The following is a 23,407-nucleotide window of genomic DNA, read 5'->3' on the forward strand; positions in this document are numbered from 1 at the left end:
CTGATGACGTATCTCACATCGGGCTCTTGCCCAGAAAGGATTCGGGCCACGATGACCGTACTCGACTCGATTCTCGACGGGGTGCGCGCTGATGTCGCCGCCCGCGAAGCCGTACTCGACTTCGCTGCAGTCAAGGCTGCTGCCGCCGCTGCACCGCCTGCACTCGATGCTGCAGCAGCACTTCTGGAATCGAGCATCGGCGTCATCGCCGAGGTCAAGCGAGCGAGCCCGTCAAAGGGTGCGTTGGCCGACATCGCCGATCCCGCAGAGCTTGCCGCGGCCTACCAAGCCGGTGGCGCACGCATCATCAGTGTTCTCACGGAAGAGCGCCGTTTTCACGGCTCGCTCGCCGATCTCGACGCGGTCCGCAAAGCTGTCACCATTCCGGTGCTGCGCAAGGACTTCATCGTGGGGCCGTACCAGATTCACGAGGCTCGCGCTCATGGTGCCGACGTCATCTTGCTGATCGTTGCCGCGCTCGAACAGCAGGCGCTCGCCTCGCTGATCGATCGCACCGAATCCCTCGGAATGACTGCCCTCGTCGAGGTGCACACGGAAGAAGAAGCCAACCGCGCGCTCGAAGCCGGCGCCAAGGTGATCGGTGTGAACGCCCGCAATCTCAAGACTCTCGAGGTGGACAAGAACACCTTCGGTCGCATTGCTCCCGGTCTACCGACCGAGACGATCAAGATCGCCGAGTCGGGTGTTCGCGGAACTGCCGATCTGTTGGCGTACGCCGGTGCGGGTGCCGACGCGGTGCTCGTCGGTGAAGGCCTCGTGACCAGCGGTGACCCTCGCAAGGCAGTCGCAGATCTGGTCAACGCCGGCGCGCACCCGTCCTGCCCGAAACCGTCTCGATAGAGCGCATCACCGGCCCGGCGTGCTTTGACGCACCCGGGCGGTGACCAGCGGCACCCTTGGGGCAGACTGGTGGGGTGACTTCACGTACTCAGGAACCAGGCTCCGATGCAGTATCAGGTGCAGCATTCAAGGGCGGCAATCTGCCGCCCGCCAGCGCGGGACTCACCGAGCGCTCACATGATCCCGATGCCGGAGGCCATTTCGGCGTCTACGGCGGACGGCATGTGCCGGAAGCTCTCATGGCGGTCATCGAAGAGGTCACCGCGGAGTACGAAAAGGCTCGCGCGGACGACACGTTCTTGAACGAACTCGATCGCCTGCAGCGCGATTACACCGGACGTCCGTCGCCGATTTTCGAGGCAACGCGAATGAGCGAGTTCGCCGGTGGTGCGCGCATCATTCTCAAGCGTGAAGATCTGAACCACACCGGTTCTCACAAGATCAACAATGTTCTCGGTCAGGTTCTGCTGGCAAAGCGCATGGGTAAGACCCGCATCATCGCCGAGACCGGAGCAGGCCAGCACGGTGTGGCATCGGCCACCGCCTGTGCACTTCTCGGTCTCGAGTGCGTCATCTATATGGGTGCTGTCGACACCGAACGTCAAGCACTGAACGTCGCCCGCATGCGCCTACTCGGCGCGGAGGTCGTCTCGGTCGAGACCGGTTCGCGCACGCTCAAGGACGCGATCAACGAAGCCTTGCGCGACTGGGTTTCCCACGCGGACAACACCTATTACTGCTTCGGTACCGCGGCAGGCCCGCACCCGTTCCCAACCATCGTTCGCGACTTCCAGCGAGTGGTCGGCCTCGAAACACGTGTCCAGGTTCAGGCACTGACCGGCCGCCTGCCCGACGCAGTCACAGCCTGCGTCGGAGGTGGTTCGAATGCGATCGGAATCTTCCACCCGTTCATCGACGATCTGTCGGTACGGCTGGTGGGCTACGAAGCGGCCGGTGACGGTGTCGAAACTGGTAGGCATGCAGCAACATTCGCCGGTGGTACACCGGGTGCATTCCAGGGCGCCTACTCCTACCTGCTCCAGGACGAAGACGGTCAGACCATCGAATCGCACTCGATTTCTGCCGGTTTGGACTACCCGGGTGTCGGGCCCGAGCACGCCTATCTCAGCGACATCGGGCGCGCTACCTACGAACCCGTCACGGACAGCGAAGCCATGGATGCGCTTCTGCTGCTCTCGCGCCGCGAAGGCATCATCCCGGCCATCGAATCCGCCCACGCCGTCGCCGGCGCACTCCGACTGGGCAAGGAACTCGGCGAGGGAGCGATCATCGTCGTCAATCTCTCCGGACGCGGTGACAAGGACATGGATACCGCCGCAAGCTGGTTCGGACTTTTCGACGGACCTTCGGATCAGGCAACCGCTCCGGATAACGGAGCAGACCAGAACGACAACACGGAAGGCTCGGACAAGTGAGCGAACGACCATCACGCCTCGCACCCACTTTTGCAGCGTGCAAGGCTGACAAGCGCGCCGCCCTCGTCGGATACCTTCCTGCCGGTTACCCGACGGTTCCCGAGTCGATCGACGTGTTCAAGGCGATGGTTGACGGTGGCTGCGACATCATCGAAGTCGGTGTCGCGTACTCCGATCCGGTCATGGACGGTCCGACCATCCAGCGCGCAGCCGAAACCGCACTCACCAACGGCGTTCGCCTTCGCGACATCTTCACCGTGATCGAGCAGATCAGTTCGGTCGGCGGCAAGGCCGTTGTGATGACTTACTGGAACCCGGTGCTGCAGTACGGCGTCGACAAGTTTGCACGAGACCTCGCTTCCGCCGGTGGGCTCGGACTCATCACTCCTAACCTCATTCCGGAAGAAGCAGGCGCCTGGATGGAAGCATCCGAGGAGCACCACCTCGACCGGATCTTCCTTGTCGCTCCATCCTCGACCGAGGAACGGCTCGCGATGACGCTCGACGCGAGCAGCGGATTCATCTACGCGGCCTCGACGATGGGTGTCACCGGCGCGCGAGACGCCGTCTCGTCCATGGCTCCGGAACTGACCGCACGAATCCGCGCGCACTCAGACATCCCCGTCGGCGTCGGATTGGGAGTTCGCTCCGGCGCACAAGCTGCCGAAATCGCGGCATACGCCGATGCCGTCATCGTGGGTTCGGCCCTGGTCTCCGCGGTCGAGAACGGGTTGGGTGCAGTTCGCTCGCTCACCGAAGAACTCGCTGAGGGCGTCCGCTCGGCTACCGTGGCGTCGTGACCTCAACTGTGGAACTGCTGGCCTATATCCCCAGCCCGCCCCAAGGCGTCTGGTACGTCGGACCGGTGGCGCTGCGCGCCTACGCGCTCTTCATCATCCTCGGCATCATCGTCGCGATCGTGTGGGGAGATCGTCGTTGGGTCGCCCGCGGTGGCGAGAAGGGGACCGTTCTCGACATCGCGATCTGGGCTGTTCCTTTCGGTCTGATCGGTGGCAGGCTTTACCACGTATTGACCGACTGGCCCGCCTATTTCGGCGAGAACGGTCAGCCTCTCGACGCACTCAAGGTGTGGCAGGGTGGCCTCGGAATATGGGGAGCTGTCTTCCTCGGCGGCATCGGTGCGTGGATCGGCTGCCGGCGACGCGGCATTCCCGTATCTGCCCTCGGTGACGCGATTGCGCCCGGCATCCTGCTCGCGCAGGCCATCGGCCGTATCGGCAACTACTTCAACCAGGAGTTGTACGGTCGCGAGACCACCGTGCCGTGGGGCCTCGAGATCTTCGAGCGTGTGAACTCGTCCGGCCAACTCGATCAACTGGCAGGTGTCTCCAACGGGGAAGTCATCCGGGTCGTCCACCCGACGTTCCTCTACGAAGCTGTGTGGAACGTCCTGATCGTGATCCTGCTGGTCTTCGTCGACCGCCGATTCAAGATCGGCCATGGACGCCTGTTTGCTTTGTATGTCGCGGGCTACTGCCTGGGCCGGTTCGTCGTCGAGCTGATGCGCGACGATTTTGCCTACGAGATCGCCGGCATTCGAGTCAACACCTTCACTTCGGGGATCGTGTTCTTCGCCGCACTTGCCTACTTCTTCCTGGCGAAGAAGGGTCGTGAGGATCCGGCTGATTTGAAGTCGAAGAACTACGTTGCTGCGGTATCTGCCGGTGAAGCAGGAGCCGCGACGCCCGGTACCGAGAGTGATTCAGCAATAGCCGATACAAAGGCTGGTACAAAGGCTGATGCAAAGGCTACTGAATCTGATTCCCCTCAATCCGACTCCACGGAATCCGATTCCAGTGAGGCAAGCGCCTCCACAGCAGCGACGGATGAGTCGTCGGACGCGGTGAAGCTGTCGAAGAAAGACAAGCCGTGACAGTTCCCTCTTCGCAGGGGGGATTCCCCGAGGATCAGGGGCCGGTGTACGGCGTGCCCAATCCGTACGGCTATCAGCAGTCACCGTCGGCTCCGTCGATGTACGGGTTCGGTGATCCCTACGCGCCGTACGGTCGGCACCCGGTAACCGGGGAACCGTATTCCGACAAGTCGAAGGCCACCGCTGGCCTGTTGCAGATCTTGCTGGGCTTCTTCGGAATCTGTGGAGTCGGGCGCCTCTACATCGGAAGTGTCGGCATCGGACTGTGCCAACTGCTCGGCATGTTCTTCGCGCTGTTCATGTCGGCATTCCTCATCGGAATTCCATTTGCCATCGGAATTTGGATCTGGGCGTTCATCGACGGCATCGTGATACTTTCGGGCAATGCGCGGGACGGTGCTCGCCGGCCATTGCGAGGATGAGTCGCGAGCACGAACTGAGGACAGATGTGTGGGGGACTGGCCACGCGAAGGTCGAACCTTCTCGCGGCCTGATAACAAAAGCTATTACGTACCGTCGTCGAATCGAAGGAAAGTACGTTGCCTAACTTGAACAAGAATCCGGAACCTTCCGAGTCGGGGGACTCGTCTGGATCGCAGCCGCCAGTTCCACCGCAGTTCGGGTCGCCCTTCGACTACGACGCCACTGCGGATGCGTCGTTGACGGAGACCTCGGCGCCCACGGAAAAGACGCCGTCGACGGAGACCACCGGCACCGGTCCAGGCTGGGATACGTATTCGGGAGTCGGAAACGGTCCGGGTTGGGGAAACCACCCCATCTACCCGCCGCCGACCGGAACCGAATCGACTACAGCGTTTCCCACTGCTGATTCCACACCGAATCAGCCCACAGCGCCGTACACGTCGCAGGAAAGCTACGCCGCTCAAAACTATCCGGTGCCTGACTACTCGAGTCCGACCCAAACCCCGACGGACGGTCCCGTCTACGGTGCGCCGGCAGATCAGACTCCGAATCCCTACGCGGCTCCGCCGCAGGGATACCCCCAGCCGGGATACTCACAGCCGGGTTACGGTCAGCCTCAGGGGTACCCACAAGCTCCGGGTTATCCTCAGCCTGGCTACGGCATGGTCGACCCGTCCGCACCATACGGACGTGACCCGATGACCGGTGAACCGTACTCGGACAAGTCGAAGACGACTGCCGGATTGCTGGGCATTCTGCTCGGCGGATTCGGTGCAGGACGTTTTTATCTCAACCAGCCCGGCATGGCTGTCGCACAGATCGCGGTCACTTGGTTGACGTGTGGAATCGGTGGCATCTGGCCGCTCATCGACGGAATCATGATGTTGACCGGCAGTGTGCGCGATCAGTACAACCGCCCTTTGCGTAGCTGATCGAAACGACCGTCGGCAAGTGTGACCCCCTGATGCCTCGGTATCAGGGGGTCACAGTTTTACTCTCGCGACCTGCGGTTATGGGCTGATAAACTAGCGCTCGTCGGCTGCATGTCCGTGTGGAGGTCGCCGAGTGCCGTTTTCTCGAATACCTGATCCTCGAGGCCTGTACGACCCCGATCAGGAAACCGATTCATGTGGTGTAGCCGTGGTAGCAGACACCTCTGGACGGCACATGCATTCCATTGTCGACCAGGCGCTCGCAGTCTTGGGCAATCTCTCCCATCGCGGCGCAGTCGGGCGCGAATCCAACAGTGGTGACGGCGCGGGCATTCTGATTCAGCTGCCGACGGAGTTCTTCGACGCGGTGACCGAGTTCGAGCTTCCACGGCCCAATTCGATGGGTGAGAACACCTACGCGGCCGGAAATTGCTTTCTTCCGGTGGACGAGGAAGCACGTCGCCAAGCGGTTGTTCGGATCGATCAGTGCGCAGCGGCAGAAGGACTGCGGGTTATCGGGTGGCGAGAGGTACCGGTCGACAGTGACTGCGTCGGAGCCGTTGCCGCGCAGTGTGCTCCGTACACCAGCCAGTGTTTTGTGACGTGCGCCGAGCCAAGAGATCACAGTGTGGGCGGAATTGCCTTAGACCGACGAGTGTTTACGCTCAGGAGGCGAGTCGAGCGGATTCATTCGGACGGCACTGCAGTGTATTTCCCTTCGCTGTCCGCGCGAACCATCGTGTACAAGGGCATGCTCACCCCGGCGCAGTTACCCGGTTACTTCACCGACCTACGCGATGGCAGAATGCGAACCGCCTTGGCAGTCGTGCACAGTCGATACTCCACGAACACTTTTCCGTCGTGGCCACTCGCTCAGCCGTATCGCTGCATCGCTCACAACGGCGAGATCAATACGATTGTGGGAAACAGAAATTGGATGCGTGCTCGCGAGCCGATGTTGCGGAGCGAATTTTTCGACGGGGACATCGATCGCCTGTTTCCGATCTGCACCCCGGGCGGATCCGACTCGTCGTCCTTCGACGAAGTACTCGAGCTTTTGACGCTCGGGGGACGCAGTGTGCAGCACGCCATCGCGATGATGGTTCCCGGTGCCTGGGAAAACGATTCTTCGATGCCCGACGAGATAAGGGCCCTTTATCAATTTCACGGTTGCCTGATGGAACCGTGGGACGGTCCGGCGTCGGTAACATTCAGCGACGGCACCGTTGTGGGGGCGGTGTTGGATCGCAACGGACTTCGACCAGGGCGATGGTGGCGGATGAAGAACGGCCGTATCGTGTTGGCCAGTGAGAGCGGTGTGTTCGACGCCCCCACGTCCGAGGTGCTGGAAAAGGGGCGCCTCGAACCGGGGCGCATGTTCCTCGTCGACACTGCTCGCCGTCGCATCGTTCCCGATGCGGAGATCAAGTCGGAACTTGCGAGCACAGCTCCCTACCGGGACTGGCTCGCCGGGGGGTTGGTCGATCTCGCGGACATCCCCGAGTCTGCGCCTGCCCGAGGCGATCCGGCTCCGCTGTTGCAACGTCAGCTGCTCTACGGATACCAGGCCGAGGACCTGCAGGACATTCTTGTCCCGATGGCAAGCTCAGGATCGGAGCCGTTGGGATCGATGGGCGTCGACACGCCGCTTGCTGTTCTCTCTGATCGACCGAAGCTCTTGTACGACTACTTCGTTCAGCTCTTTGCCCAGGTGACCAACCCGCCGTTGGACGCGATTCGCGAGGAAGTCGTCACGACACTCGCAACCACGCTCGGTGCCGAGCAGAACTTGTTCGAAGCATCTGCCCGATCGTGCCGGAGGATCGTTTTGCAGAAACCGGTGATCGGTCCGCTGGAATTGCAGAAGATCGCCGAACTCCGCGGCCCTCGAACTCCGGCAAGCACTGTCCTGCAGGGAATATTCGATGCGCGGGGCGGTCTCGCCGAGGGTCTCGAGAGGCTTCGTGAGACCGCCCGAACTGCCGCCACCGCCGGTGTCGAAATCCTTGTGATCTCCGACCGTGGATCGGACTGCGAGCAGGCTCCCATTCCGTCGTTGCTCGCAGTGTCAAGCGTGCACCACGATCTTGTTCGTCATGGCCTGCGAACCAAGGTCTCACTCGTTGTCGAGTCGGGTGACGCCCGCGAAGTTCATCACATCGCCCTGCTGATCGGCTACGGCGCGGCGGCTGTCCACCCGTATCTTGCTCTCGAATCGGTAGAAGCACTCAGCGAGCGAGACGAACTTCCCGGGATAGATCCGAAGACGGCAACGGACAACTATCTGAGAGCAACAAATTCCGGCGTGCTCAAGGTGATGTCGAAGATGGGAATCGCTACGGTTCACTCCTACACGGGCGCTCAGGTTTTCGAGGCCGTGGGCTTGGGCCGAGAGTTGGTTGACGAGTATTTCTGCGAGACACGAAGCCGGATCGGCGGCATCGGTATAACCGAAGTCGCCCGCGAAGTTCTGATGCGTCACGCGGCCGCGGTCTCGCCGTCAGCGGAGCGGCATCGTCAGTTGAGCAGCAGTGGAGAGTTCCGGTATCGCCGCGGTGGTGAATTGCATCTGTTCACGCCAGAGTCGGTGTTCTTCCTTCAACATGCGACACGGTCGGGACGTAGTGACATGTTTCGTCGCTACCGCGACGAAGTCGATCGACTGAGCGCGCAGGGCGGAACACTGCGGGGATTATTTCGATTCCGACGCGGGATTCGTCCGCCGGTTCCGCTCCGTCATGTCGAACCCGTCGAGATGATTCTCGCTCGATTCAACACCGGTGCGATGAGCTACGGCTCCCTCTCTGCTGAGGCGCACGAGACGATGGCGGTTGCGATGAACGCTCTCGGCGGACGTTCCAACACCGGTGAAGGCGGGGAGGCACCGGAGCGGTTACGTGACAACAAGCGTCGAAGCGCCGTCAAGCAGGTCGCGAGTGGTCGCTTCGGGGTGACCAGCGATTACCTCGTCAATGCCACCGACATTCAGATCAAGATGGCCCAAGGTGCCAAACCAGGTGAAGGAGGGCAGCTTCCGGGGTCCAAGGTGTACCCGTGGATCGCGGAAACCCGGTACTCGACGCCAGGGGTCGGTCTCATATCTCCGCCCCCTCACCACGACATCTATTCGATCGAGGATCTCGCCCAGCTGATCTACGACCTCAGATGCGCAAACGATCGTGCGCGGATACACGTGAAGCTGGTCAGCGCGGCCGGAGTCGGGACAGTTGCGGCAGGTGTGGCCAAAGCGCACGCCGACGTTGTACTGATTTCCGGTCACGACGGCGGGACGGGCGCGGCGGCACTCTCGTCCATCCATCACGCGGGTACGCCGTGGGAGATCGGGCTGGCCGAAACTCAGCAGACTTTAGTGCTCAACGGGTTACGCGATCGGATCGTCGTCCAGTGTGACGGGGGTTTGCGCACGGCGCGGGACGTCGTCGTCGCCGCGTTGCTGGGGGCGCAGGAGTACGGGTTTTCCACGGCGCCACTCATCGCGGCCGGCTGCGTCATGATGCGGGTATGTCACCTCGACACCTGCCCCGTCGGAGTAGCGACGCAGAATCCCGAACTGCGCGAGCGATTCACCGGCCGGCCGGAGTACGTCGAGAACTTCTTCCGCTTCATCGCCGACGACGTACGACGGTTGTTGGCAGAACTGGGGTTTCGAAGTATCGACGATGCTTTGGGGCACGCAGACGTATTGGAAATGTCTCCGGCAGTGGCGCATTGGAAGAGTCGGACGTTGGACCTCTCACCACTCTTCGACGTTCCGGCCGCGGCGGCCGGCGCGACCTACCGGCCGTGTGTACCTGTTTCGAGCGAACTCGAACGCACCCTGATCAAGTTCGCCGCGAACTCACTCGAGGACGCTCGACCCGTGCATATCGAAGTGCCTGTACACAATACGGATCGAGCGGTGGGAACGAGGTTGGGCGCTGAGGTGACCAGACGCTACGGCGCTGTCGGGCTGCCCGAAGGCACCATCGACGTCGTGCTCAGTGGAACGGCAGGCCAGTCACTCGGTGCGTTCCTGCCGTCCGGCATCTCGCTGGTCGTAGTCGGCGATGCAAACGACTACGTGGGGAAGGGTCTCTCCGGTGGACGAATTGTGCTTCGGCCGAGTGAGGATGCACCCTTCGTGGCCGAGGAGCAGGTGATTGCCGGCAATACGCTGCTGTACGGCGCTACGAGCGGTGCACTCTATGCAAGGGGGCGTGTGGGGGAGCGATTCGCTGTTCGTAACTCGGGCGCGGTCGCTGTGGTGGAAGGCGTCGGAGATCACGCGTGTGAGTACATGACCGGTGGGTGCGTCGTGATACTCGGCCCAACTGGTAGGAACCTTGCTGCAGGCATGTCCGGCGGAATTGCCTTCGTACTCGACTTGAACGCCGAGAAGGTCAACTGCGACATGGTCGTTCTCGAGCGGCCTTCGGCGGAAGACTGTAGTCGGCTGGTCGAGATTCTCGGTGATCATCTGGACGCGACCGGCTCGTCGGTCGCTGCAAAACTTCTCGACGACTGGGTCGGCCAGTGTCCGAGATTCACCAAGGTTTTGCCTGTCGACTATCAGAAGGCCGTGGAAGAGAACCAATTGGTGGAGCCGGCTCATGCCTGACCCACGTGGGTTCCTCAGCGTGAAACGATCCGGCGCACCGACCAGGCCGACCGATGTGCGTGTCGGGGACTGGGAATCGGTATACGAGTCGATGGATCCCGTCGTGCGTAATCGAGACGTTTCTGCACAGGCATCGCGATGCATGGACTGTGCTGTGCCGTACTGCCATTCGGCAGGGGTGGGGTGTCCGCTCGGCAATCTCGTCCCGGAATGGAACGATCTGGTTCGGCGTGGACGGTGGTCCGAAGCCTCGGAGAATCTGCATTCCACCAACAATTTCCCCGAGTTCACCGGGCATCTGTGCCCCGCTCCGTGCGAAACGGCGTGCGTTCTCGCACTCGACGACGAGCGCACGTCGGGAGGTGTCACGATCAAGCGCATCGAACAGACGATCGTCGACAACGCCTGGGAGTCTGGTTCGTTAGGGCCACAGGCGCCCGTAGTTCACAGCGGTAACCGTGTTGCGGTAGTCGGTTCGGGACCGGCGGGACTTGCTGCGGCTCAACAACTGACACGTGCCGGACATCGTGTCACGGTGTTCGAGCGGAGTGATCGAATCGGGGGACTGCTTCGCTACGGAATCCCGGAATTCAAGTTACCCAAGGCCTTGATCAACCGACGCCTGGCCCAGTTGACCGCCGAGGGGACCCGATTCGTCACGGACTGCGCCGTCGGAGTCGACGTGAGCGCACAAGACCTCAGGACGAATTTCGAGGCAATAGTCCTGGCGGTCGGGGCGGATCGTGCCCGAGACACCGACGTACCGGGTCGTGGCCTTCGCGGAATCCATTTTGCGATGACGTACCTGCGTGCCGCCAACCGTGAATGCGAGGGTGACGGTGCGTCGAGTATCTCGGCGCGAGGTGAGAACGTCGTGATCATCGGTGGCGGTGACACGGCGGCCGACTGCCTCGGCACGGTGCATCGCCAGGGTGCGCGCTCGGTGACGGAACTGGATTACCACGTCCCACCCCCGGGGCATCGCGATCGAGACCGCGACCCGTGGCCGTTGTGGCCGCGGGTCCTGCGCAGCTCCCAGGCAGACGAGGAGGGCAGTGACAAACGGTTCCGATGGGCGGCGCAGGAATTTCTCGACGACGGTGACGGTGCGGTTTGTGCAATCCGGATGGTTCCGGTCGCCGTGTCGCGGGGAGAGAACGGACAAAGGACCCTGGTGCAGACCGGCGACACGACGGATCTCGTGTGCGAGATGGTCCTGCTCGCTCTCGGTTTCGACGGCGTCGAAACCGCCCCACTGCTTACCGAACTCGATGTCGGCACCGATCCACTCGGCAGAATCGAGTGTGATGTCGGGTGGCAGACACGGACACCCGGCGTGTTCGTCTGTGGTGACGCGCATCGCGGGGCGTCGCTCGTCGTATGGGCGATTGCAGAGGGGCGGTCGGCCGCACGTGCCGTCGACGTGTATTTCACCGGCGGGTCCGACCTTCCGTCGCCGGTTCATCCGAAGGAATTTCCGCTGTTCGTGAGGTGAACAACTGAATCGAGTAAGAACAGAAAGTGCACGTCGCAAATGCCGGATAGAAGTGCGGTGGGGTAGCGACTAGGCTCGAGCCGTGAACCGACGGACAAAAATTGTATGCACACTTGGACCTGCGACAGCTTCTGGCGACCGCATCCGTGAGCTCGTGGAGAGCGGCATGGACGTGGCTCGCCTCAACTTCAGCCACGGCGAGCATGCCGATCACGAAGAAAACTACATTCGCGTCCGCGCCGCGTCGGACGCCACCGGAAAGGCCGTCGGTGTTCTCGCCGACCTCCAGGGGCCCAAGATTCGCCTCGGCCGATTCAAGGACGAGCGGACCACCTGGGCCAACGGTGAAGAGGTTCGTATCACCGTCGACGACGTCGAGGGAACACATGATCGCGTCGGGACCACGTACAAGGAATTGGCGCGCGACGCCAAGGCCGGCGACCGACTGCTGGTCGACGACGGAAAGGTCGGCCTGGTCGTCACTTCCATCGACGGTAACGACGTCGTCTGTCGGGTCACCGAAGGCGGTCCGGTCAGCAACAACAAGGGCCTCTCGCTGCCTGGCATGAACGTCTCCGTTCCTGCCCTGTCGGGCAAGGACATCGCCGACCTCGAGTTCGCCCTCAAGCTGGGCGTCGACTTCATTGCACTCTCCTTCGTTCGCTCACCCGCGGACGTCGAATTGGTTCACGCCATCATGGATCGAGTCGGGCGCCGTGTTCCCGTCATCGCGAAGCTCGAGAAGCCCGAGGCGATCGACAATCTCGAAGCCATCGTGCTTGCATTCGACGCCGTCATGGTCGCCCGCGGTGACCTCGGTGTCGAGTTGCCGCTCGAGCAAGTCCCGCTCGTCCAGAAGCGCGCAATCCAGATTGCTCGTGAGAACGCGAAGCCGGTCATCGTCGCCACACAGATGCTCGAGTCGATGATCGAGAACTCGCGTCCCACCCGTGCAGAGGCGTCCGACGTTGCCAACGCCGTTCTCGACGGCGCGGATGCAGTCATGCTCTCGGGCGAGACATCAGTGGGCAAGTACGTAATGGAAACCGTTCGCACCATGGCCCGCATCGTCGAGGCCGTCGAGAATGAATCGACCCGAGTCCCACCCCTGACTCACGTCCCGCGCACCAAGCGCGGTGTCATCTCGTACGCAGCACGTGACATCGGCGAACGTCTGGACGCCAAGGCATTGGTTGCGTTCACACAGTCCGGTGACACGGTGCGACGACTGGCTCGCCTGCACACCCCGCTGCCGCTGCTCGCCTTCACACCGCTGCCCGCAGTGCGCAGTCAGCTGACGCTGACGTGGGGAACCGAGACGTTCCTGGTCGATGCGGTGGCCACCACCGACGAGATGGTGCGTCAGGTCGACAATGCTTTGCTCTCCCTCGGGCGATACGTCAAGGGCGACCTTGTGGTCATCGTTGCCGGGTCCCCTCCGGGAACCGTCGGCTCCACCAACCTCATTCACGTCCACCGTATCGGCGAAGAGGACCACTGAGTGACCCACGCGAATGCGTCCACCGACCTCGGTACTCTCCTCGGTCTGTTGGATCTGGAGCAGATCGGTGACGACGCGTTCCGTGGACACCACCCCGAGCAAGTAGGTTCGCGCACGTTCGGCGGTCAGTTGGTGTCTCAGGCACTGATGGCCGCCGGACGGACCGTCGACGGTGAGCGCCCGATCCATGCCGTCAACGCCCATTTCATTCGGGGTGGAGATGTCAAGGCGCCCATCGAGTATCAGGTGGAGCGTCATCGTGACGGGCGTGCTTTCGCCAACCGTCAGGTGACGGCCTATCAGGGTGAAAACGAATTGTTCGTGATGCTCGCGGCGTTCCAGGACTCCGGCAAGGGGCTAGACCATGCCGTCGAGATCCCGGATGTTCCACTTCCGGAGTCACTGCCGCCGATCGGCGATCATCTGGTGGGGTACGAGGAAAAACTGCCGCATTTCAGTGCGGCGCTCAAGCCGATCGACATGAGGTACGCCAACGATCCGGCGTGGATACTCAAAGGCACCGGTGAGAAACTCAACCACAATCGGGTGTGGATGCGCCCCGACGGTGATCTCCCGGATGATTCACTCGTACACGCTGCGACGCTTGCATATTCGTCGGACACCACTGTGCTCGATTCGATTCTGACCACTCATGGATTGTCCTGGGGTCATGATCGTATCGTCGCGGCGACGGTCAACCACTCGATCTGGTTCCACCGTCCGTTCCGATTCAGCGATTGGGTTCTGTACGCGACCGAATCGCCCGTCGCTGCAGGTTCGCGTGGTCTGGCGACCGGACGGTATTTCTCGGTGGAAGGACTGCTGTTGGCAACGGTGGTTCAAGAAGGAATGATCAGGCACTTCCCGCGCAAGGGGGAGTGAGAAGCGGGCTCGAGACTGTGCTCGGGCCCAGGTTCAGGCCGACTTGCGGTACTGCGGTGAGAGTTCGTCGGCGCGGTCCCACGGAGACCAGTCGACTTCGCGTCCGTCGAGTTGGGCCGCAACAACTTCCAAGCCCGCGTGCCAGCCGGCGGCGTGGGCGTACGCGGACTCTTCGTCTTCCATCGTGTGGGTGAGGGTCAGCCAACAGCCGCCGGTGCCGTCCGGAGCCAGCTCCCAATGCAGAGTGTCTGCGTCCCAGAGGAATTCGAGAATTCGGTGCGGGTGGACGCTGATGACCGTCCCACGCGTCACGTGATCTGCGGGTAGTCCGAAACGCTCGACTTGTTCCGGTGTCACCTTGAACAGCAGATCCGCGCCGGGAGTGAGATCGAAATCGACGTCCGCCGGGAACCAGGCATCGAGGTACTCCCGTTCCGTTATCACTTTCCAGACCTTGTCCGGTGCGTGCGGAATCGCCAGTTGGAAGCTCAGTGACACCCGACCGTCATAGGTCAGGTTTATCTTGCCGTTGTCCATCGGTGCCTCCAATGCTTGGTGCCCGTGCGGTTGCCCCCATCGTGCCATCTAATTGCACAGGATGGAATAACTGCAGGTCAGATCGTTACCTATTGATAGGTTATGTCGATTTGTTTCGTTTTGAGAGCGGCGTTCTCGATGCGTTTCGTGGCGGTGAAACAACCGCGCTGTACGCTGACCACGCACGACTGGCGCGGGTGGGACCTACCACCGGGGAGTGCACATCGCGAGGCATCGACCGCCTGGGTGCTTCACACATCTTGTGTGAAGGGAGAACCATGGCCGCCAAGAATCTGTCCGCCGAGAATGTGTCCAGCCAGAGCGAGCCCGCTCGAATTATCGACGGTCGCGCCATTGCCGATGCTGCGCTCGCGGACCTGTCAGTGCGCACCAGGCACTTTCGTGAACAGACGGGGCATGTTCCCTGCCTGGCAGCCGTCATCGTGGGATCGGACCCGGCCTCGAAGGCCTATGTGCACATGAAGGCCAAACGGTCCGCCGCTGTCGGAATGACGTCGCGAACAATAGACCTACCGGTTAGTGCGACCACGGGAGAACTCGTCGATGTGCTGAAGGCGTTGTCGGCGGACCCTTTGATCGACGGCATACTGCTTCAACACCCGGTACCAGACCACATCGACGAACGGGCCGCGTTCGATGCCATCTCGGCCGACAAGGACGTCGACGGCGTCACTTCGGCATCATTTGCGGCCATGGCGTTGACCGGAGAGGGATTCGAATCGTGTACGCCGAGTGGCATCCTGCGCCTCCTCCACGCCACAGGCGTCGAACTCGCCGGAAAGCATGCCGTTGTAGTCGGCAGAAGCCCCATCCTCGGACTGCCGATGGGAATGCTCCTCCTGCGTCGAGGCGCAACGGTGACGTACTGCCATTCGCGAACCGTCGACCTGGCCGCTCATGTCGGTACGGCGGACGTCGTCATCGCTGCTGTCGGTGTTCCGGAACTGATCAAAGGGGCGTGGATCAAGCTTGGGGCAGTGGTGATCGATGCGGGGTACAACGCGGGTAACGTCGGCGATGTGGAGTACGGCGCCGCGCTCACTCGCGCCGGTGCAATCACACCGGTGCCGGGTGGTGTCGGCCCCATGACGGTTGCGGTACTGCTGGAACAAACTCTCGCCGTGGCAGTTCGGGCAGCGGAAGTTCGGGCAGCAGCAGTTCGGGCATGAGCATCATGACATTCGTGTTGGACCGGACCCCACAATCGCCCCGGACCGATTGTGAGACCTCGGTTTCGAGATGGAGATTCAGCCGACCCTCGACAACCGGATTACGGCAGTTGACGACTGCTGCGCCGGGATGCCTGCGCTGGAAGCACAATTGGGTAATCAATGTCAGTTGTCGACTGCGGGGATGTCGATCGTCAACTGGGACGGTGAATCGGATGTCGACACCGTGTACGTCGGACGGATGTCGACCGTCCCGACAAACGACTGCAGGATCGTATTGTTCACGGCTGCACTGTCCATACGCGTGATGCTCGCGCCCTCGTGCGATACAGAGTCGTGCACGGAAGCCGATTGGACTCCCATCAGATCGACCTGAAGTATCGATCGACTACCGACGTCCACGACTGTGCTGTCTCCCGCTCGGATTGCTTCACTGACATATTCGGCTTTCCAGAACACCGATCCGTTGCCGTCGAAGCGATAGGTGATGCGAGTGAAACCATCGTGATCGGTCACGTCGATCTCGGTCACCTCGACGCGCGGATTCGGTGAAGGGATCTCCGTGGCGTTCGGCAACGGGGGAAGCATGGAGATCTCGGTGGACGGGGCATTGATCGGGCGAGAGCCGACCTGAAGGGTGCCGGTGCGTGTTGCAGCGTCGAGGACGACCTTGGTGGAAGATCCGCCGGCAGTGTCGGATTCGTCGTCTGTCTGACACCCGGCGAGCAGCGAGAGAAAAGACATGGCTCCGAGCAGAGTAATTACCCGGCGAACGTTCATGGATCGAACCTAGCGGCGGTTGATCCGGGGTACAGCCGAATGCCGAAACCTTGCGGTACGGCCGACTGCGGCAGGTGGTGCCCTCGGTGAGACTCGAACTCACACTGGACGGGTTTTGAATCCGTTTCCTCTGCCAATTGGGATACGAGGGCTTGTTGCGATGACTACATTAGAAGATGCGATTTCAATGTCAAACACCGGTACCCTCTAATCGTTCGCGTCTCGTGTCGGGGCGGTTCGATGGAGGAGGATGGTGGCCATGAATTCGCCGCAGCCGCAAGGCAATCAGCTCGCACCCCGTCGTGTTGTCGTCGCTGAAGACGAGGCGTTGATCCGTATGGATCTGGTCGAGATGCTCCGCGAAGAGGGCTACGACGTCGTCGGCGAGGCCGGTGACGGACAGGTGGCGGTCGAGTTGGCCGAGTCACTCAGGCCTGATCTGGTCATCATGGACGTGAAGATGCCCAGGAGAGACGGCATCGATGCGGCGTCGGAGATTGCCGCCAAGCGCATCGCTCCTGTTGTCATTCTCACAGCGTTCAGTCAGCGCGAGTTGGTCGAGCGCGCACGCGATGCCGGCGCCATGGCCTACTTGGTCAAGCCGTTCTCCATCAGTGACTTGGTGCCTGCCGTCGAATTGGCGGTCAGTCGCTTCCGAGAGGTGACCGCGCTCGAGCGTGAGGTCGCCGATCTGTCCGACCGACTGGAAGCACGCAAGCTGATCGAGCGTGCCAAGAGTGTTCTGATGGTTCGCCAAGCGCTCACCGAACCCGAGGCGTTCAAGTGGATTCAGCGCGCCGCGATGGACCGGCGCTCCACGATGAAGGCCGTCGCACAGGTCGTACTGGAAACTCTGGGCGGCGAACCGGACGCTTGAGCAAAGTGTCCGGGTCATCCGGGTGCTGCGTCGACCGTCGAAACGTCGCGCAGCGCTACAGCCGTGTAAACACTGTGGGCCTTCAGATAACAGTCAGGTCACAGGGCTTTCTTGAAGGATCGCGAAACGGTTCCAAGGTCTAGCGTCTGATCCCACAGCGAGCGCCAGTTCGGGTGGCGCGAGCACCGGCTGATCTTAGGAGCGTGGGATGGCTAGACGAACACTTGTGCGTACTGCTGCAGTTCTCGGCGCGGCATCACTGGCACTTGCAGGCTGTAGCTCGGACAAGTCGGATGACTCGTCTTCGAGTGGCTCTACGTCCGGCGCTTCCGCCGCGACGACATCCGTCACGACCGATTGCACCCCGGAGCAGGCCAAGGCCGGCGCCACCCCGTCCACGGAAGCGCTGCGCATCGGCACGCTTCTTCCCGACACCGGCAGCTTGTCGTTCCTCGGGCCGCCGATGGTTGCGGGCACCCAGCTGGGAGTCAACGACGTCAATGCAGCCGGAGGCGTTCTCGGCCAACCGGTCCAGCTGATTCCCGGCGATTCGGGAGACACCACGACGGACACCGCCAACTCCACCGTCGACCGCGAATTGGCGGCCGGCACTCAGGTGATCGTCGGCGCCGCGTCGTCGTCGGTCTCGCTCAAGGTGATCGACAAGATCGCCAGCGCCGGCGTCGTGATGTTCTCTCCTGCCAACACGTCGGACCAGTTCGTCTGCTACCCCGACAAGGGCATGTACTTCCGCACCGCTCCGACGGACGTACTACAGGCTCAGGCCGTCGCACAGCTCATTTCGGACGATGGTGGTCAGCGCGTAGCCATCATGGCTCTCAACGACCCGTACGGGACGGGTTTGGCCGACAACATCGAAAAGAATCTGATCGATTCGGGTGTCCCCTCGGATCAGATCGAGAAGATCATCTACGACCCGAACGCGCAGTCGTTCAACTCCGAAGTCGATCAGGTCAAGAACTTCAATCCGGATGCTGTTGCTTTGGTGGGCTTCGAGGAGTCGGCGAAGATCATCACGCGAATGCACGAGGTGGGCATCGGCCCGTCGGACGGAATGGCGATGTACGGCGTAGACGGCAACATGGGTAATGCGCTCGGCGAATCCGTGGCAAAGCCGTTGCTCGACACCATGCAGGGAACGACGCCACTGACGGATGTCGGAGCCGCCTTCCAAGATCGCCTGAAGGCAGTCAACCCCTCACTGATCGACTTCAACTACGCCGGAGAGTCGTACGACGCGGTGGTGATCTCGGCACTTGCTGCCGAGCAGGCGAAGTCGACGGCGGGCACGGACATCGCGGCGAACATCAACAGCGTCACCGAAGGCGGCACCAAGTGCACGTCCTACGTGGAGTGCCTGCCGTTGGTGAAGGCGGGAACCGACATCGACTACGACGGCATCACCGGTGAGTTGGACTTCAACGATTCGGGAGAGCCGTCCATCGGTTCGTACGGAAAGCTCAAGTTCGGCCCTGAGAACACGCTGACCACAGAAGGATTCGTGGTGGTGGGCAAGTAAGTCGTGGGCAAGTAAGCAGTCGACGAGAATGGGCCAGGGTCGAGAGACCCTGGCCCGTTCTCATGTCGTGCCTACTTCTCTTTGCTCCCGGCGAGTGTTCCCAGATACAGCTCGATCACCTTGGGGTCGTTCATCAGATTGGCGCCGGTATCGGTGTACGCGTTCTTGCCCTGATCGAGTACGTAGCCGCGATCGCAGATCTGAAGGCAGCGGCGCGCGTTCTGCTCGACCATGATGACCGAGACACCCGCAGCATTTATCTTCTTGCAACGGATGAACACCTCGTCCTGGAACATCGGGGAAAGGCCCGCGGACGGTTCGTCGAGGAGCAGGACCGACGGGTCCATCATCAAAGCCCGGCCCATCGCGACCATCTGACGTTCGCCGCCCGAGAGTGCCCCGGCCTTTACCTTTCGTCGTTCACTCAGGAGTGGAAACAATTCACTCACGAAGGCAAATCGCTCCGCGAATGCCTTGGGACGCAAATAAATTCCCATCTCGAGGTTTTCTTCGATAGTCAGAGTCTGAAAAACGTTCTGTGTCTGAGGGACGTACCCGACTCCCTTCTGCACGAGGACGTGAGCGGGCGCAGACGTGATGTTGTCCTCGCGGAGAGTGACCGATCCTTCGCGAACCGGTATCAAACCGAACAGTGACTTCAGGAGTGTCGACTTGCCTGCGCCGTTCGGTCCGATGATTCCGACGATCTCACCTTCCTTCAGGAAGAAGTTGCACTCACGCAGGATGTTGACGCCGGGAATGTAGCCGGCGACGAGGCTGTCGGCGCGGAGTAGGGCACCGGCCGACAGTCGCTGATGCTCTTCGGCTGTCGCGGCGAACTCTGCGGGTGTGAGTGAACGTGCTTGGTTGTCGCTCATGGCTTCTCGTGCCTTCCGCGCGGTTCCTCGGGACTCGATTCCAGCGTCGCGGCGAGATCGGCCGGGAGGTTGTCGATGTCGGGTTCCGAGAGATCGCCGCCCGCCTCGAGCGTTTCGACCTCGGCTTCTGCCAGGGCGGCGGCCAGAACGGCCGTCTCGCCCACCGGATTTCCGTTGTCGTCGAACTCGAGGGCCTGGTCGTGGTGGCTGCCCAGATATGCGTCGACGACAGCTGTGTTGGACGAGAGTTCATCCGGAGTGGACTCGGCGATGACGCTGCCCTGTGCCATGACTACCACCCAATCGCTGATGTCTCGGATCACGTCCATGTCGTGCTCGACGAAGACGACCGTCATTCCGTCGTCGCGCAATGATTTGATGTGTCCGAGCAGGCTTTGCGTCAGAGCGGGATTGACGCCTGCCATGGGTTCGTCGAGCATCACCACCGAGGGCGAGGTCATGAGTGCGCGAGCCATTTCGAGCAGTTTGCGCTGTCCGCCTGACAGGGAACCGGCGAGGTCATCGGCTTTTGTGTCGAGTTTGAATCGCGCGAGGAGTTCGTTGGCGCGCTCGGTGATCTCGCGTTCCTGACCCTTCCAGATCCACGGGACAAGCGAGGCGAAGATGCGTTCACCTCGTTGACCGGTGGCGCCCAGGCGTACGTTGTCCAGCACCGTGAGTTTGGACAGCGCCTTGGTCAACTGGAACGTGCGTACCACTCCTTTCCTGGCTACCTGGTGGGGATACATGCGACCCAGCGATTGACCGTCCATCGACCACGTACCGGTGTCCGGCCGGTCGAAACCGGTGAGGAGGTTGAAGAGGGTGGTTTTCCCGGCGCCGTTGGGGCCGATCAGACCCGTGATGCACCCGCGTTGAATTTCGAGGTGGTCGACATCGACGGCTTTGAGGCCGCCGAACGTGCGCGAGACGTTGTCCGCGATCAGTACCGGGTCGGGTTTTGCTGATCCCGGAAGATGAGGAACGTCGGCAAAGATCTGTGCTCTGGTATCGGCGTCAAGCATTGAGTTGCACCTCCCGCTTGTTACCCAGTATTCCCTGCGGTCTGAAGACCATCAGAAGAGCGATCATCAATCCGAGCAAGACGTACCGGGTGGCTCCGACCTGTTGTTCGGTCAGCGAGAGCAGCGGATTTTCGCCGGAGATCGCCTGACGCAACAAAGCGTCTGGAATGGCGAGGAGGAACCAGAACAGCATTGCTCCTACCACCGGGCCGAAAACCGTTGCCGCGCCGCCCAGAATCAGTGCGCCGAACGCAAAGAACGTCTGCGCGGTCGAGTAGAAGTCCGGGTTGATGGACTTGGTCTGGAGGGCGTTGAAAACACCGGCCAGACCACCGATCACGCCGCCGAGAACCAGAGCCTGCATCTTGTACACGAAGACGTTCTTGCCCAACGAGCGCGCTGCATCCTCGTCTTCACGAACCGCCTTGAGGACGCGCACCCACGGGCTGTGCGTCAACAGGTAGACAAATCCGCACAAGATCAGGACCAGGGTCCAGCCGACGACCATCGACCAGAGGTCGTCTCCGTAGAACTTCACACCGAGAAACGAGTACTGCTTGGCCGAGTCGAATGGGCTCAGTGCAGTGAACGGATCTGCGAAACCGAACAGGCCGTTGGTGGAACCGGTCACCGAATCCGACGCGGTCGAGCGGAAGATCAGACGCAAGATCTCCGAAGCCGCGATGGTGACGATGGCGAGATAGTCGGCGCGCAGACGCAGTGTCGGGATACCGAGCACGAGCGCGAGGAGGCCGGCTGCGGTAAGTCCGACGAGGATTCCGAGCCACAACGGTTGGTCGTAGGTCACCGTCATGATGCCGACGCCGTAGCCGCCGAGAAGAGCAAAACCGATCTGACCGAAGTTGAGCAGTCCGGCGTAGCCGAAGTGCAGGTTCAGCCCGATCGCGAGCAGTGCGTAGAAGATTGCCGACGGCCCGATCAACTGGGCGAAGGAAACCTGGAAAGCTCCCATGATGTCCATGTTCGTCACCCGATCCTTTGTCTGGATCCGAGGATGCCCTGGGGGCGAACCACGAGGATCACGATCAAGACGAGAAGTCCGCCGATGTATTTGAGGTCGGGGTTGATGATGAGCGTCGAGAGTTGAACCAGAAGTCCGACGATGACGCAGCCGAGTAGCGCCCCGTACGCCGTTCCCAGACCACCGAGGGTGATTCCGGCGAACATCAGCAGCAACAGTTTGAAGCCCATCTCCCACTGGACGCGTCCGCCGAGCTCGGAGATACCGAAGAGCACACCGCCGAGTGCGGCCAATCCGCCGCCGAGGCCCCAGACGAACATGATCACGCGCTCGACGTTGATTCCCGACGAAGCGGCGAGGTCACGATTGTCGGAGACGGCGCGCATGGCCTTTCCGATGCGAGTCCTCTGCAGAAGAAGTGCGACGCCGACCAGGACGACCAGACTGACGATCATGACTATCGCGTTGGCGTCGGTCAGTGCGATCGGGCCCCAGTTCTTCTCGACCTGCCCCTGGTAGTCGTCGAAGGGTTCTGCTCGATCGGAGAAGAAGATGAGGATCAGGTAGCGCAGGGAAATCGCGAGACCGATCGAGACAACCAATTGCGCGATCAACCCGGTCTTGCGCTTACGCAGTGGTTTCCAGACGATCCCGTTGGTCAGCAGGCCGATGCCGATGCCGACGAAGATCGCGAGGATCGTGGCGGGAATCAGCGGAACGCCGAAGGACGTGTTGATCACCCAGGCAGCAACGGCTCCCAACGTCACCATCTCGCCGTGAGCGAAGTTGGTCAGGCCGGTCGTGCCGTAGATCAAACTCAGACCCACACCGGCGATCGCGATCACGAGACCGAACCGCAGACCGTCGACAGTCGTGCGGATGAGCTTCTCGCCGAAGCTGACATTCGAGGCGGTGCGAACCTCGCCGAACGAAAAGATCACGGTGTTCGCGCGGCCGGCCACCACCTCGCGTTCGACAGCGGCTTGCACACTGACCCCGTCGGGGAGTGTGTCGGCAACGATCTCGAAGGTGTAGGTGCCCGGTGCCACGGCCAGTTCCCAACGGCCGTTCGATGCCGACTCGCCGGTGGCGACCTCGGTGCCGGAGGAATCGAGCGCGCGCACCGTGACGCCCTCGAGCCGGGTGCCACCGTTGTTGAGATTGCCGCTGACGGGGACGGCATTGTCGGGAACCGGTTTTGTCGGTTTTGTCGGTCCTGACGAGGTCGGCGGTGCAGAGGAGTTGGTGGGTGCCGGGGAGTTGGTCGGTTCCTGGGCCCCGGCAGTTCCGGCCAGGCTGAGTAATGCGAAGAACGTGAGTAATGCAAAGGCCAGTAGTCGGCTGAGTGTTGCGAGGGTATGCCGTTTCACTACGGGTGGGGCCACGTACGTCCTCCGAGCGGGTCGGGACTAGCGCGTCTGGACAAAGGTGCCACGCAGCGGAGAGCTTGATCCGTTGCTGCGATTTCCGGACTCTAACGGCTCTGTTCGCTTCAGATGGGGTTCTGGGATTTCCGGGATGTTTCGGTTCCGTATCGAAGACCGATGGCTGCATCA

General features: G+C 61.6%; 18 protein-coding genes, 1 tRNA gene and 1 pseudogene. 13 read left to right on the forward strand and 7 right to left on the reverse strand.

The annotated features are described in order from the left end of the window. The first annotated feature begins 51 nt into the window (after positions 1 to 51). The 10 genes from trpC (at position 52) to R4P65_RS28135 (ending at position 14,042) form a co-directional block, all read left to right on the forward strand. Positions 52 to 861, forward strand: coding sequence for an indole-3-glycerol phosphate synthase TrpC (trpC, locus tag R4P65_RS28090; RefSeq protein WP_003944016.1), 810 nt, complete (start codon positions 52 to 54; stop codon positions 859 to 861). A gap of 74 nt (positions 862 to 935) precedes the next feature. Next, a complete protein-coding gene (trpB, locus tag R4P65_RS28095) occupies positions 936 to 2,297 on the forward strand; it encodes a tryptophan synthase subunit beta (protein WP_317828948.1) in 1,362 nt (453 codons plus the stop codon). Then, on the forward strand, positions 2,294 to 3,097 hold the full coding sequence (gene trpA, locus R4P65_RS28100; protein ID WP_003944010.1) for a tryptophan synthase subunit alpha: 804 nt from the start codon (positions 2,294 to 2,296) through the stop codon (positions 3,095 to 3,097). The genes trpB and trpA overlap by 4 nt, the downstream gene beginning before the upstream one ends. Further along, complete coding sequence (lgt, locus tag R4P65_RS28105; protein ID WP_317828949.1) at positions 3,094 to 4,191, forward strand: prolipoprotein diacylglyceryl transferase; 1,098 nt, start codon at positions 3,094 to 3,096, stop codon at positions 4,189 to 4,191. Before trpA ends, lgt begins: the two co-directional genes overlap by 4 nt. Further along, positions 4,188 to 4,613 carry a TM2 domain-containing protein gene (locus R4P65_RS28110; RefSeq protein ID WP_317828950.1) on the forward strand — a complete coding sequence of 142 codons (426 nt, stop codon included), beginning with the start codon at positions 4,188 to 4,190 and terminating at the stop codon, positions 4,611 to 4,613. The genes lgt and R4P65_RS28110 overlap by 4 nt, the downstream gene beginning before the upstream one ends. Before the next feature lie 126 nt (positions 4,614 to 4,739). Beyond that, entirely contained in the window at positions 4,740 to 5,546 is an 807-nt protein-coding gene (locus tag R4P65_RS28115) for a TM2 domain-containing protein (protein ID WP_317828991.1), read from the forward strand. Between the two features lie 133 nt (positions 5,547 to 5,679). Continuing rightward, positions 5,680 to 10,164: a glutamate synthase large subunit gene (gene gltB / locus R4P65_RS28120; RefSeq protein ID WP_317828951.1), complete on the forward strand. Its 4,485-nt coding sequence runs from the start codon at positions 5,680 to 5,682 to the stop codon at positions 10,162 to 10,164. Next, positions 10,157 to 11,659 (forward strand): glutamate synthase subunit beta, encoded by a 1,503-nt coding sequence (locus tag R4P65_RS28125; protein WP_317828952.1) that lies wholly within the window; start codon positions 10,157 to 10,159, stop codon positions 11,657 to 11,659. The genes gltB and R4P65_RS28125 overlap by 8 nt, the downstream gene beginning before the upstream one ends. 82 nt (positions 11,660 to 11,741) lie before the next feature. Next, a complete protein-coding gene (gene pyk / locus R4P65_RS28130; protein WP_214890328.1) occupies positions 11,742 to 13,160 on the forward strand; it encodes a pyruvate kinase in 1,419 nt (472 codons plus the stop codon). Then, positions 13,161 to 14,042: an acyl-CoA thioesterase II gene (locus R4P65_RS28135; RefSeq protein ID WP_317828953.1), complete on the forward strand. Its 882-nt coding sequence runs from the start codon at positions 13,161 to 13,163 to the stop codon at positions 14,040 to 14,042. A 33-nt stretch (positions 14,043 to 14,075) separates the two neighbouring features. Here R4P65_RS28135 and R4P65_RS28140 read toward each other — a convergent pair whose 3' ends face one another. Next, complete coding sequence (locus tag R4P65_RS28140) at positions 14,076 to 14,579, reverse strand: SRPBCC domain-containing protein (RefSeq protein WP_042923025.1); 504 nt, start codon at positions 14,577 to 14,579, stop codon at positions 14,076 to 14,078. A 278-nt stretch (positions 14,580 to 14,857) separates the two neighbouring features. Between R4P65_RS28140 and R4P65_RS28145 the strand changes: the two are divergent. Continuing rightward, positions 14,858 to 15,824 (forward strand): annotated as a pseudogene (locus R4P65_RS28145) (bifunctional 5,10-methylenetetrahydrofolate dehydrogenase/5,10-methenyltetrahydrofolate cyclohydrolase). 110 nt (positions 15,825 to 15,934) lie between these two features. Here the strand turns inward: R4P65_RS28145 and R4P65_RS28150 are convergent. Together R4P65_RS28150 and R4P65_RS28155 are read right to left on the reverse strand one after the other, a co-directional pair. After that, complete coding sequence (locus tag R4P65_RS28150; protein ID WP_317828955.1) at positions 15,935 to 16,549, reverse strand: hypothetical protein; 615 nt, start codon at positions 16,547 to 16,549, stop codon at positions 15,935 to 15,937. A 75-nt stretch (positions 16,550 to 16,624) separates the two neighbouring features. Further along, positions 16,625 to 16,701 (reverse strand) — tRNA-Leu (locus tag R4P65_RS28155). 98 nt (positions 16,702 to 16,799) lie between these two features. On the opposite strand from R4P65_RS28155, the gene R4P65_RS28160 reads away from it, so the two are divergent. Both R4P65_RS28160 and R4P65_RS28165 read left to right on the forward strand, forming a co-directional pair. Continuing rightward, positions 16,800 to 17,426, forward strand: a complete 627-nt coding sequence (locus tag R4P65_RS28160; RefSeq protein ID WP_095973349.1) for an ANTAR domain-containing response regulator — start codon at positions 16,800 to 16,802, stop codon at positions 17,424 to 17,426. A gap of 208 nt (positions 17,427 to 17,634) precedes the next feature. Further along, entirely contained in the window at positions 17,635 to 18,966 is a 1,332-nt protein-coding gene (locus tag R4P65_RS28165) for an ABC transporter substrate-binding protein (protein WP_317828956.1), read from the forward strand. Positions 18,967 to 19,037: 71 nt separating this feature from the next. On the opposite strand, the gene R4P65_RS28170 is transcribed toward R4P65_RS28165, so the two are convergent. From R4P65_RS28170 to R4P65_RS28185, 4 genes are read right to left on the reverse strand one after another with little or no spacing between them, the layout of a single operon-like run. Next, a complete protein-coding gene (locus R4P65_RS28170; RefSeq protein ID WP_317828957.1) occupies positions 19,038 to 19,844 on the reverse strand; it encodes an ABC transporter ATP-binding protein in 807 nt (268 codons plus the stop codon). Then, positions 19,841 to 20,869, reverse strand: coding sequence for an ABC transporter ATP-binding protein (locus R4P65_RS28175; protein ID WP_230813273.1), 1,029 nt, complete (start codon positions 20,867 to 20,869; stop codon positions 19,841 to 19,843). Before R4P65_RS28175 ends, R4P65_RS28170 begins: the two co-directional genes overlap by 4 nt. Beyond that, positions 20,862 to 21,851, reverse strand: coding sequence for a branched-chain amino acid ABC transporter permease (locus R4P65_RS28180; RefSeq protein WP_317828992.1), 990 nt, complete (start codon positions 21,849 to 21,851; stop codon positions 20,862 to 20,864). The genes R4P65_RS28175 and R4P65_RS28180 overlap by 8 nt, the downstream gene beginning before the upstream one ends. 5 nt (positions 21,852 to 21,856) lie before the next feature. Then, a complete protein-coding gene (locus R4P65_RS28185; protein WP_317828993.1) occupies positions 21,857 to 23,185 on the reverse strand; it encodes a branched-chain amino acid ABC transporter permease in 1,329 nt (442 codons plus the stop codon). Positions 23,186 to 23,407 lie beyond the last annotated feature (222 nt).

It is taken from the genome of Rhodococcus sp. IEGM 1318, from assembly GCF_033142465.1.
Taxonomy (GTDB): Bacteria; Actinomycetota; Actinomycetes; order Mycobacteriales; family Mycobacteriaceae; genus Rhodococcus_F; species Rhodococcus_F qingshengii_B.

Excerpts from the sequence above, each read along its gene's own strand:
- trpC (WP_003944016.1), top strand. The coding sequence starts at position 52 with ATGACCGTACTCGACTCGATTCTCGACGGGGTGCGCGCTGATGTCGCC.
- R4P65_RS28125 (WP_317828952.1), top strand. The coding sequence starts at position 10,157 with ATGCCTGACCCACGTGGGTTCCTCAGCGTGAAACGATCCGGCGCACCG.
- R4P65_RS28140 (WP_042923025.1), bottom strand. The coding sequence starts at position 14,579 with ATGGACAACGGCAAGATAAACCTGACCTATGACGGTCGGGTGTCACTG.
- R4P65_RS28150 (WP_317828955.1), bottom strand. The coding sequence starts at position 16,549 with ATGAACGTTCGCCGGGTAATTACTCTGCTCGGAGCCATGTCTTTTCTC.
- R4P65_RS28160 (WP_095973349.1), top strand. The coding sequence starts at position 16,800 with ATGGTGGCCATGAATTCGCCGCAGCCGCAAGGCAATCAGCTCGCACCC.
- R4P65_RS28165 (WP_317828956.1), top strand. The coding sequence starts at position 17,635 with ATGGCTAGACGAACACTTGTGCGTACTGCTGCAGTTCTCGGCGCGGCA.
- R4P65_RS28170 (WP_317828957.1), bottom strand. The coding sequence starts at position 19,844 with ATGAGCGACAACCAAGCACGTTCACTCACACCCGCAGAGTTCGCCGCG.
- R4P65_RS28175 (WP_230813273.1), bottom strand. The coding sequence starts at position 20,869 with ATGCTTGACGCCGATACCAGAGCACAGATCTTTGCCGACGTTCCTCAT.
- R4P65_RS28180 (WP_317828992.1), bottom strand. The coding sequence starts at position 21,851 with ATGGACATCATGGGAGCTTTCCAGGTTTCCTTCGCCCAGTTGATCGGG.